Below are 15762 nucleotides of genomic sequence, written 5' to 3'. Positions count from 1 at the left end.
AAAATATACTCTAGCATTATTAAATCTAATTAACTACCAATATATAAAGTAATCTATCTAAATAACAATGGCTTTATTAGGGTGGTTTTGAAGTGTGGAAGCAAGGCGAGATAATGCGAAAGAGCATGGATTGAATCAGAACCGCTAATTCCTAACGATGTTCCGCCTAAATTTTGCCCAAAATGGTACCTCTTAGTGAGAGTGAGAGTGAGAGTGAGAAATGAGCACGTTTGGGTCAGATGGAGATAAGCCAAAACTTCATTATTAATGGCCTGAGGGATGAAGCGACAAGGTTAGTGGGTGCTGAGTTGATAGCATTCATCCGATAGCATCGTGCATTCACCGCAGCCGATCACCGTAACCAATCAGCGAAGAGTAATAACAGAAGGAAACACAAGACATGAGAGTGAGCTTTAGATCGGGCTGTGGTTCATGAATGGTTGGAAGTATCCAATACGGATTTGAATGTGTCAGGCTCACACCAGGGAAGGTTTTAAGGGGGCGTTATTACTTAAAAGAGAGCACCGCTCGTAAGCGATGCTCTTGGTGTTAACGATTATATCTCGCGATTTTCTTTATATGCTTAAGCGATCAGTGCGCCTACGCTGAGTACAACAACACAGAATACGGTCAAGATACCTAATAGTGGTGCGACCCATTTTACCCATCGAACATAAGGTACTTTGGCTATAGCAAGGCCTCCCATCACCACCGCGGATGTTGGTGTAATGAGGTTCACTAACCCGGATGCAGATTGGTACGCAGTGATGACAAGCTCACGTCCTACGCCAGCAAAGTCGGCAAGTGGTGCCATAATTGGCATGGTGAGTACGGCTAAACCAGAGGTAGAAGGGACTAAGAATGACAGCAATATTTCCAAAAAGAACATCACATTAATGAAAACAACGGAAGACAGGCCTGTCACCATATGCTCCGCAGAGTTTAGAATGGTATCAGTGATCATACCTCGGTCCATCACGACGACGATACCACGCGCAATACCTATGATAAGTGCTACGCCAAGTAAATCTCGTGCGCCATCAATGAAGCTGTTCGTGAAGTCTTCCTCGCTCATTCTTGCCACAAGCCCTACAAGAATAGTGGCAGCTAAGAACATGGCGGAAATCTCTGCCATCCACCAGCCTGCAACGGATACTCCGTAGATCATCACGGCAAATGAACCGCCAAATATGGCTAAAATGACTTTACGCGTCATGGTGAATTCGAGTTTTTCACCATTTTGATTGCCTAGGAAATGTGCTTTGTTTTCTTCGTATTTATCATAAACAATGGATTTGGTTTGGTCTTTTTTTACCATGCGAGCATAGCGCATCACATAAGCCACACAAATGCCCCAACCAGCAACAAGCATGAATACGCGCAGCATAATGCCGTCGGTAAACGGAATACCAGACGCGTTTGCAGCGATAACCGTGGCGAATGGGTTAATGGTCGATCCTAATACACCGATGCCTGCTCCGAGTAATACCGTTGCCGCTGCGACGAGTGGGTCAAAGCGAGCTGCCATCATGACCGGGACCAGTAGCGTATAGAAAGGAAGAGACTCTTCGGCCATGCCATATACGGTACCGCCGGCGGCAAATAATGCCATAAGTATCGGTATCATTAACTCTTCGCGGCCGTGAAGCCTTGCAGTGACGCGTTCGATACCCGCATCAATAGCACCTGTTTTGGTCACTAGGCCAAGGAATCCACCAATAACTAATATAAATAGTGAGACATCAATGGCAGCAGCTTCATAGGTATTGTGGTCGTAGAAGCCATCAATAGGGGCGAGTAAAACGTCTACCACACCTTGAGGGTTACTTTCTACCGATTGGTATGTACCGGTTACAGGCACTTCACGACCTAAGTCATCATTCATTACTCGGTCGTATTGCCCAGCTGGAATAATCCAAGTCATCATTGCAACAAGTGCAATTAAAATAAAAAGAATCGTATAGGCAGATGGAAATTTAAAATTAGAAAAGAACCCTTGTTTTTTTGACTTGTCGGGCATTGTTTGTGTAGTCATAGCTTTCTCCTTATTCAACTTGATGACCACCAAGTTGAATACCAGTCGAATATATTAAGTTAATTCAATTACCACGTTGAAACCAATAATATAATTTATAGAAAGCAGTCTTACTTAAGTAAGAAATGTTTATAGGGTTATTCTATGAGTAGTCAATAAAATTAACTCAGTCCTTGTTCACATAATGCAGTAGATACTTATCGACCAAAAATATGAATGAAAATTTGTAGGAATAGGAGTCAATTATTTTTGCATCAATATTCATGTGGCAAGTACTCACCTGTCTGGTTGCAAATGTATCCTGTCCTTTCCGACAAATAAGTGGGAATTTTATTCAGGTCTATTCAAAAGCCGCCAACAGAATAAATTGCAGCGATTATTGATTTCCGTCAAAGTTCGGCTCTGTTGTAAATCCGAGATTGCTCTAAAGGTAAAGGTAAAGGTAAAGGTAAAGGTAAAGGTAAAGGTAAAGGTAAAGGTAAAGGTAAAGGTAAAGGTAAAGCATATTGCATACGATGAAATGGTCTCGCAATGGTATGAATGATGAAAAAACGAGCAATCAGGTAGGGTGTCACAAAAGAAATATGACACTGTCATAGGATAATTACGGGCGATTTTGACGATAGAAACATCAATAAATCAACTAACTATATGAATTTAATGGATATGGTTGTTTCTTGACGAGCGTAAAAAAAATGTCGCTGTCATACACCTTTCAACTTAGTGAAACACAACTGTCATATTTAGCCTCTAATCTTGACCTCGTTCAAATGAAACAGGCAATCAAGCCATTAAAGGAAATTGTGATGAAAAAGACAGTTATCGGTGCTATCGCACTACTAGGCGCACTCGCAGTGACTCCAGCTTCAGCTAAAGAAACTATCTCTGCGGTAGGTTCTAGCAGCGTAACGCCACTGATGGAAGTTTTCTCAGAAACATACATGAAGCAACATTCAAACGTTTTCATCGAAGTCCAAGGACCTGGTTCTTCAGCAGGCGTTAAAGCAGCGAAAAACGGTTCAGCTGACCTAGGCATGTCTTCTCGCGACCTTAAAGCAGAAGAAAAAGAGTCAACGCTAGTTGAAGAAGTTGTTGCTCGTGACGGCATCGCGGTAGTGGTTAACCCAGCTAATGACCTTAAAGGCCTAACAGCTGAGCAAGTAACGGCTATCTATAAAGGTGACGTAACAAACTGGAAAGATGTTGGCGGTGCTGACAAGCCAATCGTTGCTATCACTCGTGATACAGCGTCAGGTACTCGTGGTGCATTTGAAGATATCATGAGCCTTAAACAAACTATCAGTGGTATGAAAGTAACAGCTATCTCTCAACGTGCTCAAGTTGCTAATGGTAACGGCGCACTAAAAACAATGGTAGCAAGCAACCCATACGCAATTGGCTACATCTCTCTAGGTACGGTTGACCAATCGGTACACGCGCTAGAAATTGATGGTACTCCTGCATCTGTAGACAATGTGAAAAATGGCTCTTATAAAGTAGCTCGTCCTTTCCTTGTACTTTACAAAGAAGGTCAACCTTCTGCTGAAACTCAAAAGTTCCTAGACTGGATGCTTGCTGACGACGCACAAGCACTTGTTGAACAGAAAGGTTACATCTCAGTAAACTAATCTGTAAGTAAAGAATAAATATTGCTCAGCCCACATTTTGGGGCTGGGCCTTTTCTCTATCTTTCGAATTATCGACAAATAGAAGTTTAATTATGACCATCGCAACAAATAGTGAGAAGCTTATGAGCGACCAAGCGGCTCAAGCTGCATCTCGTAGCCTGAAGGCCAAAAAGAAAGTTGATTGGAAAGAACGTATTTTCCACGGCTTATTTTTATCGAGTGCAGTCATCGGCATCCTTTCTCTTGCCGTTATCGCATATTTTATTGTTCGAGAAAGTATCCCTGCATTTCAAGCAGTGGGTGTTTCTGGAATTGTTCTAGGCCAAAACTGGCTACCACCTGCACTATACGGTGTTGCAACCATGATTGTTGCTTCTGTCGTATCAACCCTTGGTGCGGTAGTGGTTGGTGTACCGATTGGTGTGTTAACTGCCATCTTCATTGCAGAGATTGCCCCTAAGCGTGTCGCCAATATTATTCGTCCAGCCGTTGAGCTACTTGCGGGTATTCCGTCAGTGGTCTACGGATTTTTTGGATTAGTGATCATCGTTCCTCTTATCCAACAAATCTTCGAGGTACCGGCAGGCAACACTATTCTGGCGGGTATCATTGTTTTGGGTATCATGATTTTGCCTACGGTTATCACGGTTTCTGAAACATCGATTCGTGCCGTACCGCGTGCTTATAAAGAAGGCTCGTTGGCATTAGGCGCTTCGAAAATTTTTACGATCTTTAAGTTACTTCTACCTGCCGCGCGTTCAGGCATTATGACCGGTGTCATTCTTGGTATTGGTCGTGCACTCGGTGAGACCATGGCTATCATCATGGTTATGGGTAACGCGCCAGCGATGCCGGAAGGTATTTTAGATTCTGCTCGTACGCTAACAGCGAACATCGCGATTGAAATGTCCTATGCAAGTGGCATTCACGCAAACGCATTGTACGCTACAGGCGTGGTGTTATTGGTCTTCATTATGATGCTCAATGCTGCACTACTCTACTTGAACCGTGAAAAAGCGAAGTAACGATTATGGATACTGTAAAACTAAAACAAGCACGTAAAAATAAAGATACGTTGCTGAGTGTATTTGTTTGGGCGTCTGCAGCCCTGACTGTTGGATTTTTGTTTTGGATTATTTGGTACATTTTATCTAATGGTCTTCAACATGTGAGCTGGAGCTTTATTACCGACGATTACACTCGTACTGGTGATGAACACGGTATTTTCCCGATGATCATCTCGACGATCTACATGGTTATCGCCTCTATTTCTGTGGCGGCACCACTGGGGATCATGACGGCCATCTACTTGACGGAATACGCACAGGTAGGCAGCAAACTCGTTAAGGTTATCCGTTTCTGTACCGAATCATTGGCGGGTATTCCATCGATTATCTTCGGTTTGTTCGGTATGACCTTCTTCGTTGCTATATTAGGTCTTGGGTTCTCGATTCTTTCAGGTGCACTAACGCTGAGTATCTTGATTCTGCCAGTTATTATTCGTACCACAGAAGAAGCATTGATGTCGGTACCTCAAACTTACCGTGAGGGTTCTTATGGTTTGGGCGCTTCAAAAATCTATACTATCTGGCGCTTGATTTTACCAAGTGCAATGCCAGGTATCTTAACGTCGGTCATTCTTAGTATTGGTCGTGTCATTGGCGAATCGGCGCCGGTATTCTTAACAGCAGGTATGGTGGCACGTATCCCTGACTCGCTGTTGGATTCGGGACGTACCTTAACGGTTCACTTATACAAACTAACGACCGAGCTGTTTACCATTGAAGAATGGAACCAAGCGTACGGTACGGCGACAGTTCTCATCGTATTGGTGTTGTTGATCAACATGGTGACTAAGATTATTGCCAGTCGTTTTAATACGGCGACTTACTAATACACTCTCGTGAGCGATGAGTGGCTACGTATCGCAGCGTCGCCAGAATACAAAGAGCGTACGCTGCAAGTAAACGACATTAAGAATTTAGAGATTATAGATAATGAACAAATTTAATATTGAAAACCTAAACCTATTTTATGGTGAGAACCAAGCGCTTAAATCGATCAACCTGCCAATCCCAACTCGTCAAGTCACGGCGTTAATTGGCCCATCGGGTTGTGGTAAATCAACACTGCTGCGTTGTCTAAACCGCATGAACGACCTGATTGAAGGCGTAAAAATAAACGGCTTACTTGAGATGGATGGCACAGACATTTATGGCAACATCGATGTCTCTGACCTGCGTATTCGAGTAGGGATGGTATTTCAAAAGCCAAACCCGTTCCCAATGAGCATTTACGAAAATGTGGCATTTGGCCTACGCGCACAAGGTATTAAAGACAAGAAGCACATCGACATGGTTGTTGAACGTTCTTTACGTAGCGCAGCGCTTTGGGATGAAGTAAAAGATCGTCTTAAATCTCACGCCTTTGGTCTTTCTGGTGGCCAACAACAACGTTTGTGTATCGCACGCACCATTGCGATGGAGCCGGATGTCATCTTGATGGATGAACCTACATCGGCACTGGATCCAATCGCGACACACAAAATCGAAGAATTAATGGAAGAACTTAAAAAAGATTACACCATTGTTATCGTGACGCACTCCATGCAACAAGCTCGTCGTATCTCAGATCGCACGGCGTTTTTCTTGATGGGTGAGCTGGTTGAGCACAACGACACTAAGGTGATTTTCTCGAATCCAAGCGACGATCGTACTCAAGGTTACGTAAACGGTGACTTTGGCTAAGTATGGAGTTGAGCTTTACTTAGTTTTGCTCGAGATGTGCAGAGCAGCTAGGACAGAAAACTGGTAAATATAATCACTATAACTATAAGCGATGGAACTTTTGCCCCTCTTGATGAGGGGCTTTTTTTTGTCTGTATGAATGCAGTGGGTCAATTGGGGTTGATCGGCAGGTTTACTGATCGCTTTGATATATCTAGCAGAAGACAAAGATCAGACGACAAGGCACTGGCAAAAAGTGGGTGTAGGGTATTGAAGTGCCTCTATAGTAGGGGCGTGCTTGGGTTATGCTCAGAATGATTATTCTGCACGTTTACAAAGCCAAACCATGCTGGATAGGGAAGATGCTCATATTGGTCTGTTAAATGGTTACCCGATAGCATGGGGGCAAAGAACTCAATTATTGTATGGTGGCGGTGACCTCTATAACGGCAAAGGGCACGGGCATGCTTTTGTTTAGAACTATTAGGTTAAATACTAAAGCGTAATATGCCCCTTTTCATGAGAGGCTTATTGCTGTTACAAAAGAGCTTATTGTTATGACAAAAGAGTTTATTGCTATTACTGAGCGGATACGACTTGCTTTAGTTGAATCTGCTTAACGGGAAGACAGCATATCAAACCCAATACATTCGATATTGTTAGCGGCTAGCCAATCGTTTAATTCGATAGAAGTCAAGATGTTGAATTCGGCAACGCGTTTATCCGTGTAACCGGACAGCCGCTTGAGTTCAGTTGTGACTTCCTTTGCTGGATGGCACATGAACTCCACAATACCGTTAGGCACTTTATGTTGATAGCTGATAAGCATTGCTTTGAGGTGTTCAAGGTTTGCTCCATCGTTATAAAAACCAACATCAAACGCATCGGTTGTAGTGACCTTCAATACGTCTTGTCCCGCAATGATGCTGTCAGTACGTCTTACCGGCAAATTAACGTCGTTTGCAAAGCGCGTAAACGCTGCTTTTAAGCGAGGAAAGATACCGCCGAAGTGATGAGTATCGAGGTGGTTGATAGCCAAACCCGCATTGAGTGCTGCTTGGTATTGCGCTTGAATCTCTTTGTAGACTTGTTCTGAGCAGATGTCGGTCTTACGATATAACTCACGCCGTTCTAGGAAATCCCCTTGCTCATCAACCAATGTTGATACCTGTTTCGCGTCTAAAATTGGTTTTCCTGCTGTAACAGTGAAATGTAACCCCACTTCGCGAATCAACCCCTGATGATATAAATCCACGGCATGTTGCGTACCGGGTTGATTCATCATGATCGTAGTAGATCTGACGATCCCAGACCTAAAACAATCAACGATGGCGTTGTTGACGGTTTCCGTTAAACCAAAATCGTCGGCATTGAGAATAAGCTTCATTGTATTTATCTACCTGTGTGTTTTTTTAACACATGAAAAAGGTGAACACTGTTGGATGTGTTCGGCTTTTCCCGCCTATCACTTTTTAGAATTTGTTTTGCTCTGGTGCTCACTAGACGGGTTGGATTACTTGCTTTAATCTAAATGCAATCGAATATACTCTACAAACTCATAACTACACCCAATGGATTACTGGAGTTAATGTGTAATGTCAATTTCAAATCGTCAGCAGCAGCTATCATTACTGCATACTTTCAGTATTGCGGCTAAGCATCTCAGTTTTACGCGTGCCGCCGATGAGCTATTTCTCACGCAGGGTGGAATTAGCCACCGAATAAAAAAGTTAGAAAAGCAGCTCAACTTTTCGCTATTTGTGCGTCAAACACGCAAGTTGACCCTCACGCCAGAAGGAGAGCGAGTATTAGCGATGCTGAACACGTCGTTCGAGCTGATTTTTAATGAGCTGAGTGATATTCAACATGGAGAACTAACCGGAGAAATTTACATTGCCACATCCCCCTATTTTGCTTCAGCGTGGCTTATGCCTCGGCTCCATTCGTTTCGAGATCTGTATCCTCAGTTGAGTATCAAATTGCAAACAAAGCAAAATCAGGCAGAGTTTCAATTCGATCCTTATGATGTGGCAATATTTTATAGTGAAGGACAATACCCAAATCATCATAGTGAACGTTTTCTTGATGGGGTTCGCACACCAGTGTGTTCGCCGAGTTACGCTCGTGAATTAGGGCTTGTTGGTGTAGTAGAGCGGCTCGAAGACGTTCGTTTTATTCATAGTGGTGATAATGGCGCTTGGGTTTATTGGTTGCAGAAAAGTCATTTGGCTATTGATTGCATGCGGGCTTATGACTTATATAGCGATAACCGACTTGCGATTGATGCGGCGTGCTGTTCAATGGGAGTGGCGTTAGGGCGCTACGAGTTTGTTAGGCCACTAATAGAACAGGGTAAATTGATTGCGCCCTTTGACCGAGTGGAGTCGGGGAAAGGGTATGACCTAGTTTGCCCACAAGGGATGCAGCATCGAGCTAAGTTTAGGGTGTTCTCCGAATGGTTATATTCACAACTCGACACGACAGGTTGAGGAGACGAGAACGGCTATTCACTTGATGGTTTGAATGGTGATTGGCGTCAGGACTTAATTGGTTTTGAATCGTTAATTAACATATTCATTGGCAGCAGCCGAGTGAGTAAAGTTCGCCCCACCTTTTTTGAAGGCAGAGCGAAGGAATACCTAGGTGACGGCAAGGGCAGTCGGTGCTCTGAGCGGTTTATCATTAATTGGGAAATGAATGAGCGCGGCTATAAAAGCCAATACCACAGTCGACCACCAAATGGGTTCATACGATCCGTAATAGTCGTAGATACGCCCTCCGGCCCATGCGCCGAGAAAGCTGCCAACTTGATGAGTGAAAAATACAAGCCCATATAAAGTAGAGAGGTAACGTGCGCCAAAGATCTGACGAACAAGACCGGATGTGAGTGGCACGGTTCCTAACCAACAAAAACCAATGGCCCCACCAAAAATAGCCGCGGTACTTTCAGTCACGGGTAGTGTTACAAAGCATGCAATAACGACAGTGCGAACCAAATACAGTGCTGACATGACATGTCGCTTACTGAAACGATCCCCCATCACACCCCAAAAATAAGAACCAAAGATATTAAAAATACCGACGTAAGCGAGCGCTAACGCTGCGCTACTCGCGGGTAAATTTTTATCAGCCAGATAGCTTGGAAGATGCGTGGCAATAAACATCACGTGGAAGCCGCACACAAAAAAGCCAGCATGAATTAACCAATAGCTCTTGTTGGCAAACGCTTCGCTTAATGCTTGCTTGAGTGTTTGCTCTGGCTCTTCAGCTTGATTTGCCGAGACAACATGGCTCGATTTATTGGATTTCATAAACAAAGCAAACGCAATCATTAGAGCACAAAGCATAGCAAAAACTTGCAGAGCACCTTGCCAGCCGATGGTTTCTAGCATCATTTGTGCACCGGGGATCATGGCAAACATACCAAATGAACCGGCTGCTGTTGTGAGCCCGAAGGCTTTGGCAGCATGCTGTGCAGGCACGACCTTCGCTACTGCACCAAGTACAATAACGTAGCTGGTGGCGCTTAACCCAAGTCCGACTAACGCGCCTAACGAAAAGTAGAGTTGCGAAGGAATGGTGGCAACGGACGTCAGATATAAGCCGGCAGCGTACGCGACAGCCCCCATTAAGATAATGCGCTTCGAACCCCACTTATCGGCAGCCATGCCAACAAAAGGCTGAAACACACCAAACATTAGGTTTTGCAACGCAATAGCAAAGCTAAAGAATTCACGTCCAGTTTGGAAGTGGTCAGAAATGGGCATCATAAAAATACCAAATGACTGACGGATACCTAGGCTAGTAATTAAAATGCCAATCCCAAGCCAAACTAAAATAGGAAATCGAAAAATACTCATAACAATTAGGCTCTAATGATGGTGGTGGGTTGATTGGTGTGAATGATGAGGTTCACCCGTTGGATTTTGCTGATGGCAGCCGGAGTTAATGGCTTGCTTAGCAAGAAGCTCCAATAATGCAGGGGAATGATGTACGGTAACTAAGGTAATAGTCAGTAATACGACCATCCTTAGCAGCTGAGCCAAAACGGATTGTGAAAACATAGCGCTCAATAGTAAATTTCAATGATGATAAAAAAGAGCGCGCAGTGTAATGAGAGGTTGAGAGGGACTCAAATGATATTATGTGAAGTAGTCTATGCGTTTTATGCATAGACTACGGCGGTATGGTCTTTCATTTAGTGATTAGTGATTAGTGATTAGTGATTAGTGATTAGTGAGCGACATTCATGCACCTCGTTAAATAGCATGCATTCCAATCATCGACTTTAATCATCAAACAATAAATTAATGGCTACTCCCATTAACACGAGACCCAAAATCGGTCCCATAACCGCGAGAGGGGCTCTTTCAATATAGGGTAGGTTTTCAGCGATCATTAACCCCCACTCTGGAGACGGTGGTTTGGCACCTAATCCAATAAAGCTAAGTGAGGTCAGGCTGAGAGTGATCACTGGCAGTCGCATCAGTGCGTGTTTTAATAACGGCGGTAATACGTATGGTAATAGGTAGTATCTGAGGAGCCTTAACCGGCTGGTTCCCCAGATAGGGGCTAAGTGTGTATATGGTTGAGCTTTTGCTTCTACAATAAGGCTTGAGCAATGCGCAGCAAGTGGGGCCCAAGAGACGAATACGATCGCAATCATCGCACTATTCGGACTCATGCTGGTGAGCCCCGCGACTAGCAAGCCGGCGATGATATAGGGAATACCTTTGGTGACCTCGATCAGCCCTTGGCTAAAGCGAGTGTTGAAGCCAAGAATAAGTCCAGTCAGCAAGCTTAACATTGTCGCGATAATTCCAGCTTGGAATGTCGATAACATTCCCGCACCAATGCGTGCCAATAAGTCCCGACCAATCCCATCAGCCCCGAGCGGCGCGTCAAAGCTTGGCGAGGCGAGTCTAACAAATTGGCTGGTATAGGGGTCACGAACGGCAGACCAGATGATGATGACCAATAACAATGTGAATATTGAGATAGCCACCATGCGTTTTCGTGTGCTTGATGTGAACGTCAGCGATGAATGACTGCTAATCAATTTGCCACTTTTCAAACTGTGCCCAAGTAACCACTTCTGAACGAATAGGCTAATACTGCTAATAGAAATAGAGATCAGCAATAAAATCAGTAGACCCCCTTGCAGCATGGGTAAGTCCTGCGCTTTTGCTGCGCCAAGGATGAGCCTACCGATACCTGGAATGGAGAAAATCTGTTCAACCGCGACCGCTCCTCCGGTTAAACCAATCATGATCATAGCAATCTGTGGAATTAAACTGCTTATCGCTCGCTTGATTGCGAATCGAAGGATCTGATTGGCGCTGACATTGGCACTTAACCAAGTGACAACCCAAGGTTCGTTGAGCACACGTTGTAAGCTATCGCGCAGCAAGCGACTAAATAAACCGCTTGCAGGGAGCGCTAGCGCCAAACTTGGCAGCCATACATCTTGCCATCCTTGCCACCCATAAGGGGGGAGCCACCCTAACCAAATTGAAAAAATGAGAATCAAAATGGATGCCACGACATATTCTGGAAGAGAGATCAGAGCGGTACTTAAGCTGTTGTGCGTTTGTGCCAACTGGCCATGTTTCCAACGATGTAACGTCTGTAGTAAACCGATAAGGCACAACAGAAAAGTTAAACCCAATGCTATCGACATTAATAGCAAAGAGGTGGAGAGTGTCTGTTGAATACCTTCAATAACGGGAGCACCATCGATCCACGAACGACCTAGATCGCCCTGTAACATACCGTGTAACCAGTCCATAAGTCGTTCGGTGGCAGAGCGGTCGAGTTGTAGATCCATTCGTATTGAAGCCAAAGCTTCTGGTGTGAGCATATGTTGCTGACCAGAACGCGCTCTAAGAATGGATTGGCTTGGGTCAATGCCGGCAATATCTGGCATTAGGCCAACGAGAATTACGACGACAATCAGTGCGGCAATTCTCGATAGCCAAGGCATTATGGCCGTGACAATTCGTTCGGGGGGATCAACAGACAACATCGAGTTAGTCTACCTTCGTTGTTGCATCGATAAGGCGACGTTCACTTGGGTCTCGAATGACGTTGGTGACTCTTGCACTTTCACCTTGAATCACGCGCTCATGAAGCAGAGGGATTGCTGCATAGTGATTAAGAATCTTTTGTTCCGCGGCAATAATCGCTTGTTGACGTTTTGGCCCTAAGGGTTGTAAGTCAGCGTAGGTTAACGCGTTATCTACGTCTTCGGAGCAAAACTGCCCTAAGTTGAACGACCCTTTACAGCCAAAATCACTCATCATATAAGCAACAGGATCACCAGAATCGAGAACCGTCGCCCGGGAGAGGATAAAGGCATCAAATTTGCCCGCTAGGGCATCGTTTTCAATCTGAGCGTACTCTCGAATATCGAGCTCGACGTTGAATCCAGCCGCTTCAAGTTGTTGCTGTAACAGTGCAGCCACCTCTGGCAATTCAGCTCGGTCGGTGAAGGTGCCAATTACAATTTTTTCACCGTTCGCTTTGTTATTATCGTTATTGATCGTTGCGATCTCTGATTTAACCTCAGAACGCACAGGTGCAGCCCATGCCAGCGCAGGCCCCAGTAACCCCTCGGCCATATCGGCGTGATTTTCGTAAACGGTACGAATAATCTGCTCTCGGTCTATGGCTGAAGTTGCAACTTGACGCATTTTCAATTGGCTGAAGACACCCGATTGGTTATTTAAATACAGCGTGTTGGTACGTGGCATTGCTACTTCATGCAGTAACGTGGCATCAATCGTTGCGATTTGAGAAACCGGTACGGCTTCGACGACATCGGCTGTCCCTGTGCGAAGTGCAGCCGCGCGCGCAAATCCATTAGGAACGTATTCTGCAATGACAGACTCGATATTTGCTTTCTCGCCCCAGTAGTTATCGAAGCGCGTTAGCTTAGCACTGGTTGTCCCATTAATTTCAATAATTTCAAATGGACCGGTTCCCATACCCATGGGTGTGACACGCCCATCTTCCTGATATGCACGGTTTGCTAGGATAGCGAGCTGTGGGCTCGATAATCGGCTTGGGAGTAGTGGATCGTTGAAGCTGGTTTTAATCTCAACATGGCTTGGATCTAGCGCGGTTACTTCAAGGTTAATACCATCTAGAATTCGTGGCTTCGGCGCTGCCAATAATGCCTTTTGCAGCGAGTTGACCACTGCATTTGCATCAAGACTGGAGCCATCATGGAATGTCACACCTTGGCGAATCGTGAACTGCCAAGTGAGTGGATCGATTTGTTGCCATTCAGTGGCAAGCATCGGTTCCGCTTCTGACGTCGGAGATAAGTTGACTAAGGTTTCAGCAGTGCTCCAACGTGAGAGTTTGAAAGCATCATCGGATAGGGGAGATAGCCTAGTCCGTGGAGGTTGCATCATTGCCACTCGAAGTTCAGATTTGGCAATCGGTTCGTTTGTTTCTGTTTTTGAATCAAAACAACCGGTGAGTGGTAGGGCAAAGGCCAACGCACAAGCCAGTTTAATGGAGTTAAAACGCATTTTATTCTTCTCTAAGATTATATGTTGTGTAAGCGGTTGGTCGTCAGTGCGGTTTGTGCCGCAATGAGTGATCGCGTAACGGAATGGTTGGGATGATTCATGATGTGGTTACAGTCACCATGTTCAACAACGTTACCATGGTCAAGCACAAGCAATTCATCACACAAGGCGTGTGCTGCCTGAAGGTCATGCGTCACCAAAATCAAGATCAGTTTTCGTTTTTTCTTGAGTGAATTGAGTAGGTCAAGCACTCGTTGTCGATTAACGGGGTCAAGGCTGCTAGTTGGTTCATCGGCAACCAATATTGACGGTTCTACGATCAGTGCTCGAGCCAATGCCACCCGCTGAGCCTGACCTGTGGATAATTGGTTTGGCTTAAGTGCCAGTATCTGGGTGGATAAACCCACATCATCTAATGCTTGCTGAGCCAGTGCTCGATGGTCGCCGACAATATTCAAGTTCACGAGTGGTTCGGTTAAAATCTGACTCACCGTATAGTACGGGTTTAAGCTCGTGTGTGGTTCTTGAGGCATCATTTGTATGTCGCGGCAGACTCTGATGCGGTCATGTTGAGAGCGAATCGGCAGCGAGATTCCAGACACTTCCACTCGTCCTTTCGAAGGCGCTTTCAAGCCAAAAAGCAACTCAATGAGCGTCGATTTTCCGGCACCAGAGGGCCCAACAATAGCGAGGTTCTGATTATCAATAACCAACGAAATGTTGTTGAGCGCTTGAAAAGGTGTCCCACCTAGCCAGCTCGGGATTGAATAGTGATGGACACTGACGTTGTCAAATCGCACGCAGGCAAACTTGTTGTTAATGTTGCCTATTGTATTCGTTTGAGCTAATACCCTCATTGAATCAGTGCCTGTAATGAACGACAAAACTCATGGGTACTGCTCTGTATTACTTCTTTTGGTTGCCCATAAGCAATCGCTCGTCCCTCGTCGAGCACGAGCAACTTATCACATTGCAACGCGCTGTGAAGATCGTGAGTAATCAAAACTCCAGCCATATTATGGTGTTTTACGTTTTGATGGATGAGCAGCAATATTTCCTGCTCTGTCACCGGGTCTAATGCACTGGTAGGTTCATCAGCAATCACGACTTTTGCATCACTCAATAATCCCATGGCAATACAAATGCGTTGTCGCTGACCACCAGACAGTTGGCTAGGGAATAAGGAGAGGATTTGCTCGGGTTGATGGAACCCCAACTGAGTCAACAATTGGCGAATAGTACTCTTGTTTTTTTCCGTTGGTTTGGTGCGACATGAGGTTAACGCGAGGCACAATTGGCTCTGTACAGAAACCAGGGGATTCAGCGCCTGCAGTGCATCCTGGAAAATAAAAGCGGGTCTTTGGTTTGCTGTCCGTTTGAGTAAAGGCAGGTTACAGACATTGCTATCAGCCAGTTTAATGTCTCCAGACACTAAAAGAGAGTCGGGTGTAAAGCCAGCGATCGCTTTAGTTAACATCGACTTACCAATGCCTGAAGGGCCCATTACGGCTAGCATCTCTCCAGGGTACACATCGAAGTGAACATCTTGGAATAGTACTCTCTCCGAGTTTTCTATGGAAAGTTGTTTGACTGAAAGAAGTGGAGATGTCACTGAAATTACTCAAATGTGGAATGTTATAACGTAACAAATTATATCATTTCATTTTAGCGTTGAAAAGTCTTTAGCTATAAGTGATTGAGCTTTATCGAAATAACAAAATGGGCGACGCAAAGGCAAATAAAGCGCTATTCTTCAGCGCTTTATTTATGAAAATGAGTATTTTGGTCACTGCGTACTTAGGCACTATTTTAGTCAGTACCCCAAATACTCATAT

Annotated in this window: 14 protein-coding genes; 6 read left to right on the top strand and 8 right to left on the bottom strand. The window is 44.7% G+C overall.

Annotation, left to right across the window (positions count from 1 at the left end):
- Nucleotides 1-583: 583 nt before the first annotated feature.
- Nucleotides 584-2035: a YfcC family protein gene (locus ACE1OE_RS01695; RefSeq protein WP_372060105.1), complete on the bottom strand. Its 1452-nt coding sequence runs from the start codon at nucleotides 2033-2035 to the stop codon at nucleotides 584-586.
- 806 nt (nucleotides 2036-2841) lie between these two features.
- On the opposite strand from ACE1OE_RS01695, the gene ACE1OE_RS01690 reads away from it, so the two are divergent.
- From ACE1OE_RS01690 to ACE1OE_RS01670, 5 genes are all read left to right on the top strand, one after another.
- Complete coding sequence (locus ACE1OE_RS01690) at nucleotides 2842-3663, top strand: phosphate ABC transporter substrate-binding protein (protein WP_449209882.1); 822 nt, start codon at nucleotides 2842-2844, stop codon at nucleotides 3661-3663.
- Between the two features lie 92 nt (nucleotides 3664-3755).
- Entirely contained in the window at nucleotides 3756-4688 is a 933-nt protein-coding gene (pstC, locus tag ACE1OE_RS01685; protein WP_102469565.1) for a phosphate ABC transporter permease subunit PstC, read from the top strand.
- A gap of 5 nt (nucleotides 4689-4693) precedes the next feature.
- Nucleotides 4694-5557: a phosphate ABC transporter permease PstA gene (gene pstA, locus ACE1OE_RS01680; RefSeq protein ID WP_449209881.1), complete on the top strand. Its 864-nt coding sequence runs from the start codon at nucleotides 4694-4696 to the stop codon at nucleotides 5555-5557.
- A 103-nt stretch (nucleotides 5558-5660) separates the two neighbouring features.
- A complete protein-coding gene (gene pstB / locus ACE1OE_RS01675; protein WP_102469563.1) occupies nucleotides 5661-6410 on the top strand; it encodes a phosphate ABC transporter ATP-binding protein PstB in 750 nt (249 codons plus the stop codon).
- 277 nt (nucleotides 6411-6687) lie between these two features.
- A complete protein-coding gene (locus ACE1OE_RS01670; protein WP_449209880.1) occupies nucleotides 6688-6867 on the top strand; it encodes a hypothetical protein in 180 nt (59 codons plus the stop codon).
- A gap of 138 nt (nucleotides 6868-7005) precedes the next feature.
- On the opposite strand, the gene ACE1OE_RS01665 is transcribed toward ACE1OE_RS01670, so the two are convergent.
- On the bottom strand, nucleotides 7006-7776 hold the full coding sequence (locus ACE1OE_RS01665) for a carbohydrate deacetylase (protein WP_449209879.1): 771 nt from the start codon (nucleotides 7774-7776) through the stop codon (nucleotides 7006-7008).
- Between the two features lie 208 nt (nucleotides 7777-7984).
- Between ACE1OE_RS01665 and ACE1OE_RS01660 the strand changes: the two genes are divergently transcribed.
- Nucleotides 7985-8878, top strand: a complete 894-nt coding sequence (locus ACE1OE_RS01660) for a LysR substrate-binding domain-containing protein (RefSeq protein WP_449209878.1) — start codon at nucleotides 7985-7987, stop codon at nucleotides 8876-8878.
- 150 nt (nucleotides 8879-9028) lie between these two features.
- On the opposite strand, the gene ACE1OE_RS01655 is transcribed toward ACE1OE_RS01660, so the two are convergent.
- The 6 genes from ACE1OE_RS01655 to ACE1OE_RS01630 all read right to left on the bottom strand — a co-directional run bounded on the left by ACE1OE_RS01655 (nucleotide 9029) and on the right by ACE1OE_RS01630 (nucleotide 15539).
- Complete coding sequence (locus ACE1OE_RS01655; RefSeq protein WP_449209877.1) at nucleotides 9029-10249, bottom strand: MFS transporter; 1221 nt, start codon at nucleotides 10247-10249, stop codon at nucleotides 9029-9031.
- A 12-nt stretch (nucleotides 10250-10261) separates the two neighbouring features.
- Complete coding sequence (locus tag ACE1OE_RS01650; protein WP_449209876.1) at nucleotides 10262-10453, bottom strand: hypothetical protein; 192 nt, start codon at nucleotides 10451-10453, stop codon at nucleotides 10262-10264.
- A gap of 224 nt (nucleotides 10454-10677) precedes the next feature.
- Nucleotides 10678-12414, bottom strand: coding sequence for an ABC transporter permease subunit (locus ACE1OE_RS01645; RefSeq protein ID WP_449209875.1), 1737 nt, complete (start codon nucleotides 12412-12414; stop codon nucleotides 10678-10680).
- A gap of 4 nt (nucleotides 12415-12418) precedes the next feature.
- Entirely contained in the window at nucleotides 12419-13927 is a 1509-nt protein-coding gene (locus ACE1OE_RS01640) for an ABC transporter substrate-binding protein (protein ID WP_449209874.1), read from the bottom strand.
- Nucleotides 13928-13944: 17 nt separating this feature from the next.
- A complete protein-coding gene (locus tag ACE1OE_RS01635) occupies nucleotides 13945-14784 on the bottom strand; it encodes an ABC transporter ATP-binding protein (RefSeq protein ID WP_449209873.1) in 840 nt (279 codons plus the stop codon).
- On the bottom strand, nucleotides 14781-15539 hold the full coding sequence (locus ACE1OE_RS01630) for an ATP-binding cassette domain-containing protein (RefSeq protein WP_449209872.1): 759 nt from the start codon (nucleotides 15537-15539) through the stop codon (nucleotides 14781-14783). Before ACE1OE_RS01630 ends, ACE1OE_RS01635 begins: the two co-directional genes overlap by 4 nt.
- Nucleotides 15540-15762 lie beyond the last annotated feature (223 nt).

It is taken from the genome of Vibrio sp. E150_011, assembly GCF_053544015.1.
The sequence above is the reverse complement of the archived record's forward strand: the minus strand, read 5'-3'. Positions and strand labels throughout refer to the sequence as shown.